Here is a 19,580-nt window from a genome sequence, read left to right on the forward strand (position 1 = left end):
CTCTCGATGTAAGCGACGGCGTCGCCCGAACGCGGGCGAGGCTCAGCCGGTGTTCTGCAGGCCCGCCGCAACACCGCTCACCGAGAGCAGAAGCAGACGCTGCTGTTCGGGATCGGCCCCGGAGCCGGCCGCGGCCGAGGCGCGCAGGGCACGCAGGGCGCGCAGCTGCAGCATCGACAGCGCGTCCACGTAGGGGCTGCGCATCTTGACGGCGCGCTGAAGTACGGGCTTGTTCGAGAGCAGCTCGCCGCCGCCGGTGATGCGGATCACCCAGTCGCGCGTCGATTCCATCTCCGTGAGCACCAGCTCGGCGAGCTCGTCCCGGTCACCCAGCGCGAGATAGCGGCGGGCGATACGGGGGTCGGCCTTCGCGAGGCTCATCGCGACGTTGTCGATCATGGTGCGCAGGAGCGGCCACTCGTCGTATGCCTCGCGCAACAGAGCCTCGTCGCCGACGGCGTCGAGCGCGGTGCCGAGGCCGAACCAGCCGGCGAGGTTGATGCGCGCCTGCGTCCACGCGAACACCCACGGGATGGCCCGCAGGTCTTCGAGCGATTCGACCGACAGTCCCCGGCGAGCCGGGCGTGAACCGAGCGCCAGCAGGCCGACCTCTTCGAGCGGCGTGACGGTCGCGAACCAGGGCGCGAATCCGGGCGCGCGCACCAGCGAGAAGAAACGCTCACGGGATGCAGAGTCCATCGTCGCCGCGACGCCCGCGTACCGCGAGGCCGCGGCCTCGTTCCGCCGCTCGATCGACGGGGACGATGCCAGCAGCGTGGCCGCCGCGACCTGGTCGATGTGCCGCATGGCGATCGCCGGGTCGCCGTACCGGGCGAAGATGACCTCGCCCTGCTCGGTGAGCTTGAAGCGCCCCTCGACGGAGTGCGGCGGCTGGGCCAGGATCGCGCTGTTCGCGGGCCCACCACCGCGCCCGAGGGCGCCACCGCGACCGTGGAACAGGGTCAGTTCGATGCGCTCTTCGCGTGCCCACGCGGCGATCGCGGCCTGCGCCTCGTACAGGGCGAGGTTCGCGGCGACGGGCCCGACGTCCTTCGACGAGTCGGAGTAGCCGAGCATGACCTCGAGGCGCCGACCCGTCTCGTCCAGTCGCGCGGCGAAGTCGGGGTGCGTGACGATCTCGGCCAGGATCTTCGGCGCGGCCTGCAGATCGGCGAAGGTCTCGAACAGGGGGATGACGTCGAGCACAGGGCCGGAGGCATCCGGCCCCACCGCAAAGCGAGCGAGGCGACGCACGTTCGCGAGGTCTTCCGCCGACTGCGTGAACGAGACGATGTAGCGCCCGGCCGCGCGCGGGCCGAAGCGTTCTTGCACGAAGGCGACGGCACGGAAGACCTCGAGGACCTCTTCCGTCGTGTCGCTCAGCGCGCCCCCGGCCTCGAGCTCTTCGAGGGCCTTGCGGTGCACCTGCGAGTGCTGGCGCACCTCGAGCTCGGCCAGGTGGAACCCGTACGTCTCGACCTGCCAGATCAGCTGCTGCAGCCCGCCGAAAGCGTGGCGCTCGGCGGAGGCGGCGACGAGCGAGTCCTGCACCACCCGCAGGTCGGCGAGAAGTTCGTCGGGGTCGCGGAAGGCGAGGTCGGCGTCACGGGTGCGGGTCGCGGCGATGCGACGGGCGAGCAGCAGAAGGATGCGCCGGTGCGGCTCGTTGGGCGAGCGCTTGGCGATATCGGCGGCCGCGTCTTCGTCCGCGGCGCGCAGCCGGTTCCAGAGGGCGACGAGCGCGGGACTCGGGGGAGTGGTCTCGGCGTCGAGGGTCAGTGACCGACCGACGCGCGAGGCGGTGCGCTCGAGGCCCAGCAGCACGTGCTCGGAGGCGATCGCGGCGGCCTTGCGGGTCACCTTGGCGGTGACGAACGGGTTGCCGTCGCGGTCGCCGCCGACCCACGAGCCGATCCGCACGAACGGGCGGACGATCGGCGCGCGACGACCGGCTTCGGCTCCCTGCAGCGCGTCGTCGACGCGGCGGTACACGTGCGGCACGGCGGTGTAGAGGGTCTCGTCGAAGACGGCCATGATCGCGCGGACCTCGTCGGTGGGCGAGGGCTTTTCAGCGCGGAGCGGCGCCGTGCGCCAGAGTGTGTCGATTTCTTCGAGGATGCGGCGGCGCGCCCGGCGCTCGTCGGCACCGCCGTCCCGCGAAGAGTCGAGGGTCTCGAGCAGCGTCGCGATCCGGCGCACGGTCGACGAGATCGCGCGCCGGCGGGCCTCGGTGGGGTGCGCCGTGAAGACGGGGTGGAACCGCAGGCCCTGCAGTCGGTCGAGGGCGGTCTCGTCGCCGACCTCTTCCGCGAGACGCGCGAAGGCCGCGGCGATCGAGTCCGTCGCGTTCTCCTTCTCGGGACGCCCGTCGCGCTCGCGCAGGACACGAACGCGCTGATGCTCTTCGGCGAGGTTGACCAGGTGGAAGTAGCAGGTGAAGGCGCGTGCGACCTCGTCGGCCCGCTCGACCGAGAAGGACTCCACGATCGCCTCGGCCCGCTCGAATGCTTCGGGGCTGGGATCGGTGTAGGCCTGAATCGTGGCGGTGCGCAAGCGCTCGACGTCATCGAACAGGCCGGGCGCGCCGCTCTCGCGGAGCACCTGGCCGAGCAGAGCGCCCAGCATCCGCACGTCCGCGCGCATCGACTGGGGCAGTTCCTGACCGGCGTCGAAGCGCCCGACGAGATCGATCGCTTCGGTGGGTGTGGGTTCGGGCATGGGTTTCAGGGTAGTGCGGGAGTGTTACCGGTTCGTCACGCTCGGCATGGGCGCACCGACAGTGCTCGGGGAAGGTGCCGGGGCGCCCGGTAGACTGGGCCACTGGTGTGCCGGGAAGTCTGGTCGGCGGCCGCGCGAGCGCGCCCACCGACCATCGCGGGTAACCGCGTGGCCCCCAACCGAAAGGACCCCGTGGCCCTCCTTCGTTCTGCCCGATTCCCCGCAATCATCCTTCTGGCAGCCGCCGTCGCGGCGCTGATCGTCGCCAACTCGCCGCTCGGCGCGAGCGCCGACGCCATCAAGGACACCTACCTTGGTATCCCGGGCGTGTTCGAGATGTCGGTCGGGCACTGGATCCAGGACGGCCTGCTCGCGATCTTCTTCTTCGTCGTCGCGATCGAGCTGCAGTTCGAACTCACCGCCGGCGAGCTCAACTCCGCGCGCAAGGCGCTCCAGCCGGCTATCGCGGCAGCGGGTGGCGTTCTCATCCCGATCGCGATCTACGTCGCTTTTGCCGCGGGATCGGATGCGTCGCGCGGATGGCCCATCCCGACCGCGACCGACATCGCCTTCGCCCTCGGGGTGCTCGCGGTCTTCGGCAAGGGTTTGCCCTCCGGCATCCGGATCTTCCTGCTCGCCCTCGCGATTCTGGATGACATCGTCGGCATCCTGTTCATCGCCGTGCTCTTCACGACCGATGTCAACTTCGCTCTGCTGGGCATCTCCGCCGTGCTCGTCGTGATCTTCGGTCTGCTGAGCCGCCGCCTCGACACCCGTGCGCGCGTGCCGATCGCCGTGATCCTGGTGGTGCTCGGCATCGCGACGTGGGTTTTGGTCTACCTCTCCGGTGTGCACGCCACGATCGCCGGCGTTGCGCTCGGGCTGGCATTCGCGCAGAGCCCTGCCCTCCGCACGCGCCACGCACTCGAGCCCTGGGTCAACGGCCTCGTGCTGCCCCTGTTCGCGTTCTCGGCCGCACTCGTCGTCATCCCGATGGTGTCGCCCGCGCAGCTCTCGCCCGCCTTCTGGGGCATCCTCGTCGCGCTCCCCGTCGGAAAGATGATCGGCATCTCGCTGTTCAGCTGGATCTCGCTGCGCCTCGCGAATCGCGGAGCGACGCCCCACCTGTCCTTTGCGGACCTTCTGGCGGCCGGAGCGCTCGGTGGCATCGGCTTCACCGTTTCGCTCCTGCTGTCCGAGCTGGCGTTCGCGGGTGACCCGCTCGTCCGCGACGAGGCGACCCTCGGTGTGCTCGCGGGTTCCGGTGTCTCGCTGGTCATCGCGGCGGTGCTGGTGTCGCTGCGGGCCCGGCACTTCCGTCGTCTCGCGCACGTCGAGTCCGACGACGTCGAAGTGCCACCGACGTCGACGCCGACGGGTGGCCAGCTGGCCTGACCCGCCCGCGGCGCGAGACACTCGCCCCGGTGCGTGGGGCAGGATGGGGCGATGCAGGAGCGACAGGATGCCATGTCCGCGCAGCACGCCGAAGACCCGATCGCGCGCCGCGCCGAGGCCCTGGCCGCGGCCGCTGAGACGATGCGGCTGGTTCGCGATCGGTGCGTCTGGACCCAGCGGATCACGCACCGCGACCTCGTGCCGTATCTGATCGAGGAGAGTGCCGAGCTGGTCGACGCTGTCGAGGATGGTTCGCGTGCGGAACTGCGTGAGGAGCTCGGCGATCTGCTGTGGCAGGTGCTGTTCCACGCCGAAATCGCGTCGCGCGACGACGCTGAACCCTTCGACATTGCGGATGTCGCCGACGGGCTGACGGAGAAGATGGTGCGCAGGCATCCGCACGTCTTCGGTGATGATGTCGCCGAGACGCCCGAGCAGGTGCTGGTGCTCTGGAATGCGGCGAAGGCGGCCGAGAAGAGCGAGCGGCGGAGCGTGTTGGATGGCGTAGCTCGAGGCATGCCCTCGCTGGCGCTGGCGCAGAAGCTGCTCGGGAAGGGGTCGGGTCTTGTGCCCGCGCCGGAGCCCGTCGCGACCGCTCCGGGCAGCGAGGCCGAGCTCGGTGACGCGCTGCTCGCGCTGGTGGCACAGGCCCGGTCCCGGGGCTGGGATGCCGAGCGGGCTCTGCGGGAGCGCCTGCGCACGCTCGAGTCCGACATCCGCGCCGCCGAGGCGGGCTGAGCCGCTCGTTGAGCATCGGGGATCCGGTGAGCGTCGGAGCATCCGGCGCAGCGGACTCCGACGCTGGCCGGATCTCCGACCGCGAGCAAATGCGGGCGACTGAGGTGCCGGGCGGCGGATGAAAGGATAGGGCCGTGGCATCCGTGAACCCGCCGCGCGGCATGCGCGACTTCCTCCCCGCCGAAAAGGCTCGCCGCGAGCGTGTGCTCGCCGTCATCCGCGACCGCTACCGCGCGCACGGATTCGACGAGATCGAGACGCCCGTCGTCGAGGACTACGACCGCCTGCACTCAGGGCTCGGCGGTGACAACGAGAAGCTGTCGTTCAGCATCCTGCGCCGAGGTCTCGACGCCGACGGCATCCGTGCCGCAGCGGACGATCCCGCGGCGCTCGCCGACCTGGGCCTCCGCTACGACCTGACGGTGCCGCTCGCCCGCTTCTACGCGTCGCACCGCGCCGAGCTTCCCTCCGTGTTCCGTGCCGTGCAGATCGCGCCCGTGTGGCGCGCGGAGCGTCCGCAGAAGGGCCGCTACCGCCAGTTCGTGCAGTGCGACATCGATGTTCTGGGCGATGCGACTCCCCGCGCCGAGGCCGAGCTGATCGCCGCGACGCTCGACACGCTCGATGCTCTGGGGCTCGCGGGTGCGACCGTGCGCATCAACGACCGACGTGCGCTCGACGGGATGCTCGCGACCTTCGGTTTTGCGGATGCCGAGCGTGCGGGCGTGCTGATCACGATCGACAAGCTCGACAAGATCGGGCCGGACGGCGTGGCGGGCGAACTCCGCGAGCGGGGCGCAACGCCCGCGGCCGTGGACGCCTTCGAGGCGTTCCTGCGCCGCCCTCAGACCCGCGAATACAACCCGTACGGCGAGCGGCAGATCCGCAAGTCGCTGCCCGAGGGAATCCCGGACGAGGTCATCGCGCACCTCGTCGGTCTCGGCGAGGCGGTCGCCGCGGCACGACCGGCGTCGGACGCATCCGAGATTCCCCTCGTCTTCGACCCGTTCCTCGTTCGGGGTATGGGGTACTACACCGGCACGATCTTCGAACTCGCCCACCCGAGCGTCAGTTATTCGCTCGGCGGCGGGGGACGTTACGACGGCATGATCGGTCGGTTCCTCGGCTCGGATGTCCCGGCCGTCGGGTTCTCGATCGGGTTCGAGCGCATCGTCGATCTGGTCGAGGCGGGCGAGGATGCCGCGGCCACCGCGGTCGTCCTGGTGCACGACGCCGATGTGCCTGTCGCCGAGCTCCTCGCGCTCAAGGCGTCCTTCCTCGCCGAGGGCGCACGCGTACGGCTCGAGCGCCGGACGAAGAACCTCAAGCCGACCCTCGAGCGCGCCGTGTCCGACGGATACACGGAGTTCGCGACGGTTGCTTCCGGAGCCGAGCGCTCGTCGCTCACGCTGAAGCCGCTGGCGTAGCGAACGGCCTGACGAACAGCGCCGCGGAACGCACGCGTCGCACGCGCGACAGACGGCGTTCACCTCGGCGGGGTGTGATCGCGGGTATGAGCCGCTCCCGCATCGCCCTCACGGTCGGTGGGACCCTCGCTCTCACGGCGGCGGTGAGCTTCAGCGTCGCGGTGGGCGCGCGGATGCTTCTGACGCGTCAGGCGGCTGTGGCCCGGCGGCGGATCGGCAAGCCGCTCGGTGAACTCGCGCCGCGCTCGGATCGGGTCTGGAAGAAGAGCCTGACGGGCGAGGTCGTCGAGCTGCTGGTACTCGGGGATTCGATCGCGGCCGGCCTCGGTGCCGATCGCCGCAAGGACACCCTCGGGGCGCGCCTGGCGAAGGGACTCGCGACCCGCCTCGGCCGCCCGGTGCGCCTTCGCACCGCGGCGATCGTCGGCTCCGAGTCATCCGCGCTCGCCGAACAGATCGACAGCCTGCCCGGGGACTACGTCGCCGATGTCGCGGTGATCGTGGTCGGCGGCAACGACGTGACCCATCGCATCCCCGCGTCGGTGTCGGCCGAACACCTGCGCGCCGCGATCACGCGGCTGCGCGCTCGTGGCATACCTGTCGTCGTGGGCACCTGCCCCGACCTCGGGGCGCTCCGTCCGGTGCCCCAACCCTTGCGAATACTGGGATCGCAGATGTCCCGGCAGCTCGCCGCGGCCCAGGCGGCCGTGGCCGAAAGCTCGGGCGCCACCGCCGTGTCGCTGCGCAGCGCGGTGGGCGCGGTGTTCTTCGATCAGCCCGATGAGATGTTCGGCGTCGACCGCTTCCACCCGAGCGCCCTGGGGTATCGGCGGACCGCCGAGGCGCTGCTGCCGGTCGTCGTCGCGACCGTGGAGGGCCGGAGAGCGGGAACCGACACGGTGTGACGCAAGCCCTCGCGGCAGCGCCGACGCGGCTGATAGCGTGCTCACCACGAATGCGGGAACACGGACACTGACGACGCGGGAGCAACATGGCGCGGTTCGAGAAAGACCAGCAGACGGCCGCATCCCCGGCCCCCGAGGGCAGACCGCGGGAGCAGTGGACGGGCCAGGTCGGGTTCATCCTGTCGGCGATCGGGTCGGCCGTCGGGCTCGGCAACATCTGGCGCTTTCCCGGCGTGGCGTACGAGAACGGTGGCGGTGCGTTCCTCGTTCCCTATCTGATCGCGCTGCTGACCGCGGGCATCCCGATCCTGTTCCTCGACTACGCGATCGGCCACCGCTTCCGCGGCGCCGCACCGACCGCCTTCCGGCGCCTCGGTGGAAGGACCGGCCGGTGGATGGAATCGCTCGGATGGTTCCAGGTGACCATCGCGTTCGTGATCGGGCTGTACTACACGGTCGTCATCGCCTGGTCGCTGAGCTTCTTCGTCTTCTCCTTCGACCTGCGGTGGGGCGACGATCCCGCGGCGTTCCTCACGGGGGAGTACCTGCAGACAGGCGACCCGGGCTTCAGTCTCGAGTTCGTGCCGGGCGTCCTGATCCCGCTCGCGATCGTCTGGGTGCTCGCGATCGCCGTGCTCGCCGCCGGTGTCGCGAAGGGACTGCAGCGCGTGAACGTCATCGCGCTCCCGGTGCTCGTGATCGCGTTCCTGATCCTGGTCGTTCGTGCCCTGTTCCTCGACGGCGCGGCAGAAGGCCTCAACGCGCTGTTCACCCCCGACTGGACGGCGCTCGCCGACCCGAACGTCTGGATCGCGGCGTACAGCCAGATCTTCTTCTCCCTGTCGATCGCGTTCGGCATCATGATCACCTACGCGTCGTATCGCAAGCGCCGCTCGAACCTCACGACGCCCGGCCTCGTGGTGGCGTTCTCGAACTCCTCGTTCGAGATCCTCGCGGGGATCGGCGTGTTCGCCACCCTCGGATTCTTCGCCTTCAGCCAGGGCGTGGCGATCGACGAACTCGAGGGGCTGACGGGGGTGGGGCTGTCGTTCATCACGTTCCCCGCGATCGTGTCGCAGATGCCGGGCGGGCCGATCTTCGGGTGCCTGTTCTTCGGGTCTTTGGCCCTCGCCGGGTTCACGTCGCTCGTATCGGTTCTGCAGGTCGTCTCGGCCGCGGTGCAGGAGAAGTTCGGGCTCTCGACCCGCCGCGCCGCCCTCTCGGTCGGTATCGTCTCGGCCATCCTGTCGATGCTGATCTTCTCGACGACGACCGGGCTTCTCGCTCTCGATGTCGTCGACCAGTGGGCCAACAACATCGGCATCGTGGCATCCGCGATCCTGACGACGGTCCTGGTGCTGTGGGTCGCACGCAAGGGCCCCGAGCTGCGCTACCATCTCGACTCCCTGTCGACCTTCCGCGTCGGCCGTGTCTGGGTGCTGCTCGTCAGCGTTCTGGCGCCGCTCGTGCTCGGCTACATGCTGGTCTCCCGCATCGTCGTCCTCATCACCGAGGGCTACGGGGGGATGCCTCCGTGGTACCTGCTCGTGTTCGGCTGGGGCACGGTGCTCGTGCTCGTCGTCGGCGCGGTCGTGCTCTCGGTTCTGCGGTGGAAGCGCTCGCCGGATGACTTCACCGCGTGGCCGGAGTATCCGCCCCTTTCTGCTGAGCGTGCGGCGCCGGGCGCTACATCACGCGGCGCGAAGGGAGCACGGTCATGACCCCGATCGCAATCGCGTTCTTGATCCTGTCGATCCTGATCGTCTGGGGCGGGATGCTGACGAGCATCCTGTTTCTGCGCCATCGGCCGGAACTCGCCCAATACCCGCCCGGCGCGGTGGACGATGAGCGCGAGGCCGCCGGCATCATCGAGCACGACACCTGATGGCCGAATCGACCCCCGCGAACTGGCGAAGCGCGGACGAGTACCTCATCGACTCGCTCGTCGGACACGACGCGGCGCTCGAATCAGCGGTGGCGGCGCAGAGCGCGGCCGGTCTTCCCGCGATCGAGGTGGCGCCGGTCGCCGGAAAGCTGCTTCACCTGCTCGCTCGGATAGCGGGAGCTCGACGCGTGCTCGAGATCGGGACACTCGGCGGATACTCGACCATCTGGCTCGCTCGTGCGCTCGACGAGAACGGTCGTGTGATCACGATCGAGGCGGAGCCACGCAATGCGGAGGTGGCGCGTGCCAACATCGACGCGGCCGGGGTAGGGGAGCGGGTGGAGATCCTCGTCGGGCGAGCCGCGGAGGTTCTGCCGACCCTCGAGGGTACGGAACCCTTCGATCTGGTCTTCATCGACGCCGACAAGGAATCGAACACGATCTACCTCGACTGGGCGGCACGCCTCGGACGGCCCGGCACCGTGGTCGTACTCGACAACATCGGCCGCGAGGGTGAGATCGTCGATCCGCACACGACCGACCCCCGTGTCGCCGGCACGCGCGCTGCCCTCGAGATGCTGGGTGCCGATGCGCGTTTCGACGCAACGGCCCTGCAGACGGTCGGGCTGAAAGGGTGGGACGGATTCGCCCTGGCGCTCGTCACGGGGGCATCGGCACCGTAACGCGCGGTGAACGACGCGCTCGCGCCCTGTGCGCACGCGACCACCTCGCTAGACTGACCGCGGACCGACGACGCTCCGAAAACCACCCGCAGTGCACGAGCAAGGAGTCAAACACGTGGCACTCATCGAGGCAGTAGGCGCCCGCGAAATCCTCGATTCGCGAGGCAACCCGACAGTCGAAGTGGAGGTGCTGCTCGACGACGGAATCGTTCAGCGGGCCGCTGTTCCCTCCGGCGCATCCACCGGAGCATTCGAAGCGTACGAACTGCGTGACGGCGACAAGAGCCGTTACGGCGGCAAGGGCGTGCTGAAGGCCGTCGACGCCGTCATCGACGAGCTCGGCCCGGCGCTCGAAGGCATCGAAGCCAGCGAGCAGCGCATCGTCGACGAGATCATGATCGAGACCGACGGCACCGAGAACAAGAGCCGCGTCGGCGCCAACGCCATTCTCGGCGTCAGCCTCGCGGTTGCGAAGGCTGCGGCCGACTCGGCCGATCTGCCCCTCTTCCGCTACCTCGGCGGTCCGAACGCGCACGTCCTGCCCGTTCCCCTGTTCAATGTCATCAACGGCGGATCGCACGCCGACAACGGCATCGACATGCAGGAGTTCTTCCTCGCGCCGATCGGCGCCGAGACGTTCTCCGAGGCCCTCCGCTGGGGCACCGAGACCTACCACGTCCTCAAGGGCGAGCTGTTGAAGGCGGGCTACGCCACGGGCCTCGGCGACGAGGGCGGATTCGCCCCCGACCTCCCGAGCAACCGCGAGGGCCTGGACTTTCTCATCACGGCCATCGAGAAGGCCGGATTCACGCCCGGCACCGACATCGCGCTCGGCATGGATGTCGCCGCGACCGAGTTCTTCCGCGACGGCGCGTACGTCTTCGAGGGTAAGAACTGGACGGCCGAAGAGCTCACCGACTACTACATCGAGCTCGCGAACGCCTACCCGATCATCACGATCGAGGACGCCCTCGCCGAGGACGACTGGGACGCCTGGAAGCACCTCACCGAGAAGCTCGGATCGAAGATCCAGCTCGTCGGCGACGACCTGTTCGTGACCAACCCCACCCGCCTGGCGGATGGCATCAACCGCGGTGTCGCCAACTCGCTGCTGGTCAAGGTCAACCAGATCGGCACGCTTTCCGAGACGCTCGACGCCGTCGACATGGCGCACCGCGCCGGCTACACGACGATGTTCTCGCACCGCTCGGGTGAGACCGAAGACACCACGATCGCCGACCTCGCCGTCGCGACCGGGTCGGGTCAGATCAAGAGCGGCGCGCCCGCCCGCAGCGAGCGCGTCGCGAAATACAATCAGCTTCTGCGTATCGAAGAAGAGCTCGGCGACGCCGCGGTCTTCGCGGGCCGCTCGGCCTTCCCCCGCTACCAGGGGTAACGCACCGAAGCAGGATTGAAGGAGGGGGGAACCGTGGCGAAACGACCGGTTCCCCCCTCTTCCGTTTCCCGCCCGGCTGCTTCTCGGAGCTCGGCCCGCCGTCCATCCGGCTCACAGCAGCCATCTTCACGGCAGGCTTCGTCACGGCAGGCACGGTCGCGTCCGGCCGACCGCGAATCCGGTGCGCGCCGGGTCGATGTGCGGGGCTGGCTCGGCGGGGTGCGGCTCTCCGGGTTCATGGTCGTGATGATGAGTCTGGTGGTACTCGCCGCGTTCGTCCTCGTGCCCACCTTCGGCAACTTCGTGCAGCAGCGTCAGACGATCGCAGCGCTCGAGGCATCCGTCGTCGCGGGCCAAGAAGAGGTCGAGCAGCTCACGCAGCAGCAGGAACGCTGGGGCGACCCCGCCTACATCACGACACAGGCGCGCGAGCGGCTGTATTACATGCGTCCCGGCGAGGTCGTCTACCTGGTCGTGAACGACCTGCCTGCCGATCTGCAGCCGACGGCGGAGAAGCCCGTGAGCGCGGATGTCGTCGAGACGCCGACGGACTGGATGACGCAGCTATTGGCATCGGTGACGACCGCCGGGCTCGCCCAGACCGTGACCGAACCGACGATCGGCGTGCCCGACCCCGAACCGTCGACCGAGAGTCCCGCCCCGTAGCAGACGGGCCGTCCTCGGCAGCTTCGGCGGTTACCCTGGTCAGGTGACGACACCGCCCTTCGCCGCGCCCACCGAGGCCGAACTCGCGGTCGTCAGCGCGCAATTGGGGCGGCCCGCTCGCGGAGTCCTCGGCATCGCCGCACGCTGCGTGTGCGGAAATCCGACGGTTGTCGCGACATCGCCACGGTTGCCCGATGGCAGCCCCTTCCCGACGTTCTACTACCTGACGCATCCGGCCGCCACCGCGGCGATGAGCGAGCTCGAGGCGACGCACGTCATGGCCGAGCTGCAGGATCTGCTGGTCGACGACGACATCTCGGCCGAGTACGCCCGCGCCCACGCCGCGTACCTCGCCGACCGCTCGAACTATGGCGATGTCGACGAGATCGCGGGCATCTCCGCCGGCGGTATGCCGGTCCGGGTGAAGTGCCTGCACGCCCTGGCCGGTCATGCGCTCGCCGCCGGACCGGGCGTCAACCCGATCGGAGACCGAGCCCTCGAGCGCTCGCGCTGGTCGCCGGGCGTGTGCGAGTGCGAGACGCCGGGTTCGGCCTCGTGAAGACCTCGCGCGCCCTCGCGCTGCTGCTCGCGGCCGTGATCGCTGCGACGCCCGTCTTCTTCGGCCCTCCCGCCGCCGCATCGCCGGTCCCCGATGACACGGCAGACCCGGTCCGCGCCGCGGAGTATTGGCTCGATTCGCTGGGGGTGCGTACCGCCTGGCAGACGACCCGAGGCGCGGGGCAGACGATCGCGATCATCGACACGGGCATCGGCTCGGGGCCGCCCGAGTTCCAGGGCGCCGTAGCGGGAGGAACGGATGTCTCGGGTCTCGGCAGCTCGGATGGCCGCACGCCCGTCGGGGTCGTGGACTCCAACCACGGGTCGTGGGTTGCGTCCCTCGCCGCCGCGCGGGGAACGGCCGACGGTAAAGGAATGGTGGGGGTCGCGCCCGACGCGAAACTCCTCTCGGTGTCGCTCGGGTTCGGGTCATCCGCCCCTGTCCCGTTCGTGGATCAGGTCTCCGAGGCGATCCGTTGGGCGGTCGATAACGGCGCGACCGTCATCAACCTCTCTTTCACGACGAACACCCTGGGCTGGGACCCGCTCTGGGACAGCGCGTTCGAGTACGCCTTCGACAACGACGTCGTCGTGGTCGTCGCGGCCGGCAACCGCGGCACGGGTACGACCCGCGTCGGCGCTCCGGCGACCATTCCCGGCGTGCTGACGGTCGGCGGTGTCGACCCCCAGGGCAACGCGAGTGTCGAAGCGTCGACGCAGGGGATCACGATCGGGATCTCGGCACCGAGCGAAAAGCTGCTGGGCGTATCGGCGGACGGCCGAATCGTCGAGTGGAGCGGCACGAGCGGCGCGGCGCCCCTCGTCGCCGGCATCGCCGCGCTGGTGCGCTCGGCGCATCCTGAGCTCGACGTCGCCAACGTCATCAACCGGATCATCGAGACGGCCAGACCGGCCGCCGGCACGGACCCCCGGCTCTACGGTGCCGGCATCGTGGATGCGGCGGGCGCCGTTTCGGCCAGCGTCGCTTCGGTGACCGAGAACCCGATGGGGAGCCTGGAGGAGTGGATTCGGCTCTACCGCCGTGCTGACTCGGGCCCGGCGCCCGATCAGACCGCGGTTCCGGTCGAGGTGGACGCTTTGCCCCCCGCGGATACGGCGACACCGGCCCGTTCGCCGCTGCTGCCGTCACGCGAATCCCTCGTCTACGGCTCTCTACCGCTTTTCGCGATCACCCTGGCTGGTATCCTGGTGGCGCTCGGCGTCACTGCAGCTGCCCGGCGAGTCAGAACGGCGCGCGATTTACGCACGCCGAGCAGTTGAACTGTCAAGGAGTCCCTTTCACGTGAGTAACACCGTGCCCGTGACGAACGCCGAGCCCACGAACACGGACCCCACCAACCCAGGGCCAACGAACACCGTGCCCAAGATTCTCGTGGTCGGCGGCGGCTATGCAGGCTTCTATACGGCGTGGAAGCTCGAAAAGCACCTGCGCAAGGGTGAGGCCGCCGTCACGATCGTCGACCCCCTGCCGTACATGACCTACCAGCCGTTCCTTCCCGAGGTCGCGGCGGGCTCCATCGAGGCGCGCCACTCCGTCGTCGCCCTGCGCCGTCACCTGAAGCGCACGAAGGTCGTCACGGCGAAGGTGACCGGGATCGACCACGCGCACAAGACCGCCACGCTCACGCCGGCCGTCGGCGAGCCGTGGCAGGAGCAGTACGACCAGATCGTCGTCACCGCGGGCGCCGTGTCGCGCACCTTCCCCATCCCGGGCATCGCCGACAACGCGATCGGGCTCAAGACGATCGAAGAGGCGGTCGCGATCCGCGACAAGCTGATGTCGAACTTCGACAAGGCGGCGCTGCTTCCCCCCGGCCCGGCGCGTGAGCGTCTGCTTACGGTCGTCGTGGTCGGTGGCGGTTTCGCCGGTATCGAGGTGTTCGCCGAGCTGCGCTCGTTCGCTTCGGCCCTGTTGAAGAACTACCCCGAGCTGACCTTCGACGAGACCCACTTCCACCTGATCGAGGCGATGGGGCGCATCATGCCCGAGGTCTCGCTCAAGTCCAGCGAGTGGGTGCTCGCCGACCTGGCCAAGCGTGGTGCATACGTGCACCTCGACACGCAGGTCACCGGAGCCGTCGACGGCAACGTCGAGCTGTCAACGGGCGAGGTCATCCCGAGCGACATCATCATCTGGACCGCGGGCGTCATGGCGAACCCCGAGGTCGTCCGCGGCGGCGACCTGCCGGTGGAAGAGCGCGGACGCATCCGCACCCGTCCCGACCTGCGCGTGGGTACCGACGACGAGATCGTCGAGGGTGCCTGGGCCGCGGGTGACGTCTCGGCCGTTCCCGACCTGACAGGTGGGGGCGTGGGCGGCTATTGCGTGCCCAACGCTCAGCACGCCGTCCGTCAGGCCAAGCTTCTCGCCAAGAACCTCACCGCCGTGCTGCGGGGCGAGCTTCCCGAGAACTACATCCACAAGAACCTCGGCGCGGTCGCGGGTCTCGGCCTCTACAACGGTGTGTTCCAGTCCAACAAGATCGCCATCAAGGGCTTTCTCGCGTGGCTCGCGCACCGTGGTTACCACATGCTGGCGATCCCGTCGTGGGAGCGCAAGCTCCGCGTCTTCGGCGGTTGGTGGAACAACTTCTGGTTGGGTCGCGACCTCGTGAACCTCGAGACGGTGCAGCACCCGCGCTACGTGTTCGAGGAGTTCGCGGCGCGTCCGCGGCCGGCTCAGGCAGCACCGAAGACGGATGCCGCGGCATCCGGTTCGGACAAGCCGGCCGAGCCCGCGAAGGACGCCAAGACGGCGCCTGCGAAGGCGGCGGCTTCCCGTTGACCTCCCGGCTCGCGGGTTCGCGAGTCGATAACGTGTGCGCATGGAAGAGACCACGCCTCACGACAAGCTGCATGCCGTCTTCGTCGTCGGCACGCGCCCCGAGGCCATCAAGATGCTGCCGCTCATCGTGGCGGTGCGCGACAGCACGCGTTTCGAGCCGATCGTCGTGTCGACGGGGCAGCACGCGGAGCTCGTTGCGCACGTGCTCGCGATCGGCGGCATCACACCGGACGTCACGTTCGATCTGCCACCGGCCCCGCGCACGCTGAACACCCTGTTCTCGGCCGTGCTGGTGCGGCTCGAGGCGTTCTTGCACGATCGATTCGGTCCGCCGCTTCCGCCCGCCGAGGCGCCCTACGCAACCGGCTACCCGGCCGCCGCTTTTGTGCACGGCGACACGACGAGTGCCGCTGCATCCGCTCTGGCGGCGTTCCACCTGCACCTTCCCGTCGTCCACGTCGAGGCGGGTCTGCGCACGAACGACACCCTGTCGCCGTTCCCCGAAGAGCTGAACCGTCAGCTGATCAGCCGGATCGCCGCGTGGCACCTCGCCCCGACGGAGCGGAACAAAGAGAACCTGATCCGCGAACACATCGCCGGCTCCCGCATCTTCGTGACCGGCAACACCGCGATCGACGCGTTGCACATCGCGGCCGGTCTCGATGTGCCCTACGACTATCCGCAGCTCGCCGACATCGAGGATCCCGATGGCCCGCGGGTGGTCGCCGTCACGGCTCACCGGCGCGAGAACTGGGGCGCCCCGCTCGAGCGCATCGCCGATGCCGTGGGGATCCTGGCCATGACGCACCGCGATGTCCGCTTTGTCGTCGCGCTACACCCGAACCCGGATGTCGCGGCCGTCATGGTCGCGCGACTTTCGAACGAAGAGAACGTTTCGCTCGTGGGGCCGATGGGCTACGAACAGTTCGCGAAGCTGCTGAAGCGCTCGACGATAGCCATCACCGACTCCGGTGGCATCCAGGAAGAAGCGCCGTCGCTCGGCACACCGGTCATCTGCGTCCGTGAGAGTACCGAGCGGCACGAGGGCGTCGAGGCGGGAACGGTGCAGCTGGTCGGCACCGACACGGCGCGGATCGTGGCCGCGGCATCCCGCCTGCTCGACGACGAGCGTGCCTATGCGCTGGCGACGACCCGCCGCAATCCGTACGGCGATGGGAAGGCCGCCGAGCGTATCGTGCGCGGTCTCGAGCACGTCATCTTCAATACGCGACCGCCGCAGCCGTTCGGGCCTCCGGGCTTCGATCGACTCTCGGTACTGCGCGCGGCGGGCAGCGAGGATCCGGTCGAACAGGGCCGGCTGCATCCGTGGGGCGACTCCTGGTGAGCGAGGCGTCTCGTGTTTTTTGACATCTTCACGGGCCTGCCGCTCTGGGTGCAAGTGCTGTTCTGGGCGGTGCTGGCGATCACGGTTTCGTCCTTCGTGTCGGTCACGACGCTCCTCGTGTTCGCGGCACGGTTTCGGGCTCGTGTGCGCGGTGACGTGCGTCGCGACCCCGGAGGGATGAGCGAGGAGCGATTTCTCTGGGTGTTCCTCGTTCCCGCGCTCAACGAAGAGGTCACGATCGCCGATAGCGTCGCGCGCCTGCGACAGGTCGCGGCGACGCACGCGATGTTCCTGGTGATCAACGACGGTTCCGATGACCGCACCGGCGAGATCCTGGCCGGGATGGACGATCCGCGCCTGAGGGTCCTTGACCGCACCGCGCCGCACGCGCGGGAGGGAAAGGCCGCCGCCCTGAACGCTGCGTACGCGCATGTCCGCTCGGAGCTTCGCGCCGACCCCGCCCTCTCGATGTGGGACGAAGACCACGTGATCGTCGTGGTGGTGGACGCCGACGGTCGGCTCGATCCCGAGGCCCCGCGATCGGCCGCGCGCCACTTTCACGACGGTGGCGTCGGGGGAGTGCAATCCCTCGTCCGGATCTACAACCGGCGCGGATGGCTCACCTGGGCGCAGGACGTGGAGTTCTCGTCCTTCGGCCTCGTCTTCCAGGCGGGGCGTGCCTGGTGGGGAACGGCGAACATGGGCGGAAACGGACAGTTCAACCGACTGTCCGCGCTCGCGAGTATCGACGACGGGTCGGGCCCGTGGCGCGATCGGCTGACCGAGGATCAGGATCTCGGCGTGCGCCTCATCCAGGCCGGGTGGGCCGGGGTGCAGGACAACTCGGTCGCCATCGACCAGCAGGGCCTCAACTCGCTCCGACGCCTGTATCGCCAGCGGGTGCGCTGGGCGCAGGGCAGCTGGCAGGCCCTCGAGTTGCTGCGCGGTATCCCGCGCCTGCGGGTGCCGTTCCTCGCCCGCGTCGACAGCGTGTACTACCTGCTCACGCCGGCGCTTCAGCTCCTGACGGGTTTCGCCCTCGTCGTGTCCGTGGTCCTCGCCTTTGCGAGCGGGGTGCCCTACCGGCCCTCGCACTGGTGGATCCTGATCTTCTTCATGACCCTGTCGTTCGGGCCGGGCGTCGTCACGCTCGCGTTGCGCGGGGGTCGCTGGTATTCGCCCTTCGTCGCCCTCGTTCTCGTGATTCCCTACACGGCCTATTCGTGGATCGTGTTCCCCGTGCTCGCCGTCGGGCTGTTCCGACAGCTGTCGGGACGCACATCGTGGGCGAAGACGGCACGCGAGACGCAGGGGATGGATGCCTCGGCGGTCGGGGATACTGGAGGGGACGGCGCACACGAAAGACGTGGCGCCGAAAGCGACCGCACGGTCACGCCCCCGTAGCCCAATCGGCAGAGGCAGGCGACTTAAAATCGCTTCAGTGTGGGTTCGAGTCCCACCGGGGGTACCGCTCTGGGTGACGGAGAAGCTGCCGTGGGGCCTACGCTCCCTGAGCCTGTCGAAGGGAGCGCAGGAACCGGGCGCGATGAACTGGCGCGGCAACGAGTCACTTCGGCAGGCTCAGTGACCGGGGACAACGCGCTCCCTGAGCCTGTCGAAGGGAGCACACCGGAACCGCGCACGCACGGCACAACGGGTCACTTCGGCAGGCTCAGTGACCGGGGCCCTCAGAAGGGTGGCGGATCCGTGTTTGGGGTGAAATGGATGGCCGAGGGTGGTTTGTCGATGTAGACGTGACCGCCGGGCGAGGTCCATTCGAGAACGCCGCCGCCGAGTTGCCGGACCGTCCAGGCTGTTTCGCCTTTCAGGGTGTGGTGTCGTTTGCAGAGACAAGCGAGGTTGCACACGGCCGTTTCACCGCCGAGGGCGTAGTCGAGAGTGTGATCGCGATCGCACCGGTGTGCGGGTTGCCGGCACCCGGGGAACCGGCAGTGCTGATCCCTCGCCCGCAGGAACCGCTTCATGTCCGCCGACGGGGTGTACCGATCCACGGCCAGAACGCATCCCGTGATCGGATCGGCCAAGACGCGATCCCATCCGGTCGCATGCCCCGCAAGAGCGCGAGCGGTGGCCGGGTCGATCGGGCAGCGGCCGACCAGTTCCGCGGGCTCGTCCGTCACTCCAGCCAACGCCAGAGCGGGCACCGTGACGTTCACGATCCCGCGAATCGCCCCCAGGCCACCGACCCCGTCCGTCATCCCCGCCCCGGTTTCGACGGATGGCGTCGTGGTGAGCAGCATGTCGGCCACCAGGTCCGCGCGGATCTGATCCAGGGTGCGGGTGTCGGTGGGGTCGGCGTTCTTCAACGCTTGGGCTTGTTGCGTGATGCGATCGTGCATCGCGTGGGCCAGCACGGCGGGTTGAGTGGAGATGAACTCGGCCATCCCGTCCCCGATGTCGCGCACGCACGCGCCCCGCGACGCGCGTGCCTCCTTGTGGCGCTCCGCGAGCGGGCGCGGCTGCAACGACTCCGCGAGGCGCGCGAGCGACGCCCCGAGCCTCCCGGGCGTCGTTTCCTCGGCCCGAATCAGCGCTTCACGCTCGAACTCCGCCCGCGCCTGAGCATCCGTGAGGGGGAGTCCGTGTTCCATGATCACCGCAACATGCGCACCGGTGATCCGCCCCTCGTCCCACGCCGCGAACGTGGCCGGGAACGACTCCTCCAAAACCGCGGCATCGTTCATGCGACGCTGCACGGTCCGGTCGGACATGTTCATCGCTGCGCCAAGCTCTGCCGCCAAAGCGCGATACGGCAGCTCGGCTTCGCGCGACGAGGGGGAGGCCAACTCCGCGACGCGGCGCGCACCCACGTGTGCCGCTTTCGCGAACACTCGCGCGAGCGCGGCTTCGGTGCGCGCATTCGCACGCCGAGCGTCGAGGCCCTCCCCAGCGAGCTCGCGCGCGATCGCGTCCACCCCCGTCGTCTCGACGTCACCATGATTCGAATGCATGTTCGAAACTCTACGGATGACCACCGACATCCGAACCCCGAAAAGCCCCCGAATCACGCCGAAATCGCGCCGAGTAGATGAGACTT

The 19,580-nt window shown here is 69.0% G+C and carries 16 protein-coding genes and 1 tRNA gene; 15 read left to right on the plus strand and 2 right to left on the minus strand.

Going from position 1 to position 19,580, the window contains the following annotated elements; all coding sequences use genetic code 11:
• Window positions 1-42: 42 nt before the first annotated feature.
• The gene (locus CGU34_RS06945; RefSeq protein WP_100813685.1) at window positions 43-2,718 is read right to left on the minus strand and encodes a phosphoenolpyruvate carboxylase; all 2,676 of its coding nucleotides are present in this window, start codon (window positions 2,716-2,718) and stop codon (window positions 43-45) included.
• Window positions 2,719-2,910: 192 nt separating this feature from the next.
• Between CGU34_RS06945 and nhaA the strand changes: the two genes are divergently transcribed.
• The 15 genes from nhaA to CGU34_RS07015 all read left to right on the plus strand — a co-directional run bounded on the left by nhaA (window position 2,911) and on the right by CGU34_RS07015 (window position 17,990).
• On the plus strand, window positions 2,911-4,113 hold the full coding sequence (nhaA, locus tag CGU34_RS06950) for a Na+/H+ antiporter NhaA (RefSeq protein ID WP_100813686.1): 1,203 nt from the start codon (window positions 2,911-2,913) through the stop codon (window positions 4,111-4,113).
• A 72-nt stretch (window positions 4,114-4,185) separates the two neighbouring features.
• Window positions 4,186-4,851: a MazG family protein gene (locus tag CGU34_RS06955; RefSeq protein WP_198517715.1), complete on the plus strand. Its 666-nt coding sequence runs from the start codon at window positions 4,186-4,188 to the stop codon at window positions 4,849-4,851.
• Between the two features lie 161 nt (window positions 4,852-5,012).
• Window positions 5,013-6,278, plus strand: a complete 1,266-nt coding sequence (gene hisS, locus CGU34_RS06960) for a histidine--tRNA ligase (RefSeq protein ID WP_232711593.1) — start codon at window positions 5,013-5,015, stop codon at window positions 6,276-6,278.
• Between the two features lie 86 nt (window positions 6,279-6,364).
• Window positions 6,365-7,183: an SGNH/GDSL hydrolase family protein gene (locus CGU34_RS06965; RefSeq protein ID WP_100813769.1), complete on the plus strand. Its 819-nt coding sequence runs from the start codon at window positions 6,365-6,367 to the stop codon at window positions 7,181-7,183.
• An 86-nt stretch (window positions 7,184-7,269) separates the two neighbouring features.
• A complete protein-coding gene (locus CGU34_RS06970; protein WP_100813689.1) occupies window positions 7,270-8,904 on the plus strand; it encodes a sodium-dependent transporter in 1,635 nt (544 codons plus the stop codon).
• On the plus strand, window positions 8,901-9,068 hold the full coding sequence (locus CGU34_RS16935; RefSeq protein ID WP_157811251.1) for a MetS family NSS transporter small subunit: 168 nt from the start codon (window positions 8,901-8,903) through the stop codon (window positions 9,066-9,068). Before CGU34_RS06970 ends, CGU34_RS16935 begins: the two co-directional genes overlap by 4 nt.
• Entirely contained in the window at window positions 9,068-9,751 is a 684-nt protein-coding gene (locus CGU34_RS06975; protein WP_100813690.1) for an O-methyltransferase, read from the plus strand. Before CGU34_RS16935 ends, CGU34_RS06975 begins: the two co-directional genes overlap by 1 nt.
• A gap of 115 nt (window positions 9,752-9,866) precedes the next feature.
• Window positions 9,867-11,147, plus strand: a complete 1,281-nt coding sequence (eno, locus tag CGU34_RS06980; protein WP_100813691.1) for a phosphopyruvate hydratase — start codon at window positions 9,867-9,869, stop codon at window positions 11,145-11,147.
• Window positions 11,148-11,396: 249 nt separating this feature from the next.
• Window positions 11,397-11,813: a septum formation initiator family protein gene (locus tag CGU34_RS06985; RefSeq protein ID WP_232711574.1), complete on the plus strand. Its 417-nt coding sequence runs from the start codon at window positions 11,397-11,399 to the stop codon at window positions 11,811-11,813.
• A 43-nt stretch (window positions 11,814-11,856) separates the two neighbouring features.
• Window positions 11,857-12,372 (plus strand): DUF501 domain-containing protein, encoded by a 516-nt coding sequence (locus CGU34_RS06990; RefSeq protein WP_100813692.1) that lies wholly within the window; start codon window positions 11,857-11,859, stop codon window positions 12,370-12,372.
• On the plus strand, window positions 12,369-13,652 hold the full coding sequence (locus CGU34_RS06995) for a S8 family peptidase (RefSeq protein WP_232711575.1): 1,284 nt from the start codon (window positions 12,369-12,371) through the stop codon (window positions 13,650-13,652). Before CGU34_RS06990 ends, CGU34_RS06995 begins: the two co-directional genes overlap by 4 nt.
• 97 nt (window positions 13,653-13,749) lie before the next feature.
• Window positions 13,750-15,177, plus strand: a complete 1,428-nt coding sequence (locus CGU34_RS07000; protein WP_036297458.1) for an NAD(P)/FAD-dependent oxidoreductase — start codon at window positions 13,750-13,752, stop codon at window positions 15,175-15,177.
• Between the two features lie 40 nt (window positions 15,178-15,217).
• Window positions 15,218-16,522, plus strand: coding sequence for a non-hydrolyzing UDP-N-acetylglucosamine 2-epimerase (wecB, locus tag CGU34_RS07005; protein WP_100813693.1), 1,305 nt, complete (start codon window positions 15,218-15,220; stop codon window positions 16,520-16,522).
• A gap of 12 nt (window positions 16,523-16,534) precedes the next feature.
• Complete coding sequence (locus tag CGU34_RS07010) at window positions 16,535-17,926, plus strand: glycosyltransferase family 2 protein (protein WP_100813694.1); 1,392 nt, start codon at window positions 16,535-16,537, stop codon at window positions 17,924-17,926.
• A tRNA-Leu gene (locus CGU34_RS07015) sits at window positions 17,917-17,990 on the plus strand. The genes CGU34_RS07010 and CGU34_RS07015 overlap by 10 nt, the downstream gene beginning before the upstream one ends.
• Before the next feature lie 220 nt (window positions 17,991-18,210).
• Here CGU34_RS07015 and CGU34_RS07020 read toward each other — a convergent pair.
• A complete protein-coding gene (locus CGU34_RS07020; RefSeq protein WP_157811252.1) occupies window positions 18,211-19,494 on the minus strand; it encodes an HNH endonuclease signature motif containing protein in 1,284 nt (427 codons plus the stop codon).
• Between the last annotated feature and the right edge of the window lie 86 nt (window positions 19,495-19,580).

Origin of the sequence: Microbacterium lacus, assembly GCF_002812805.1 — a bacterium.
GTDB lineage: Bacteria > Actinomycetota > Actinomycetes > Actinomycetales > Microbacteriaceae > Microbacterium > Microbacterium lacus_A.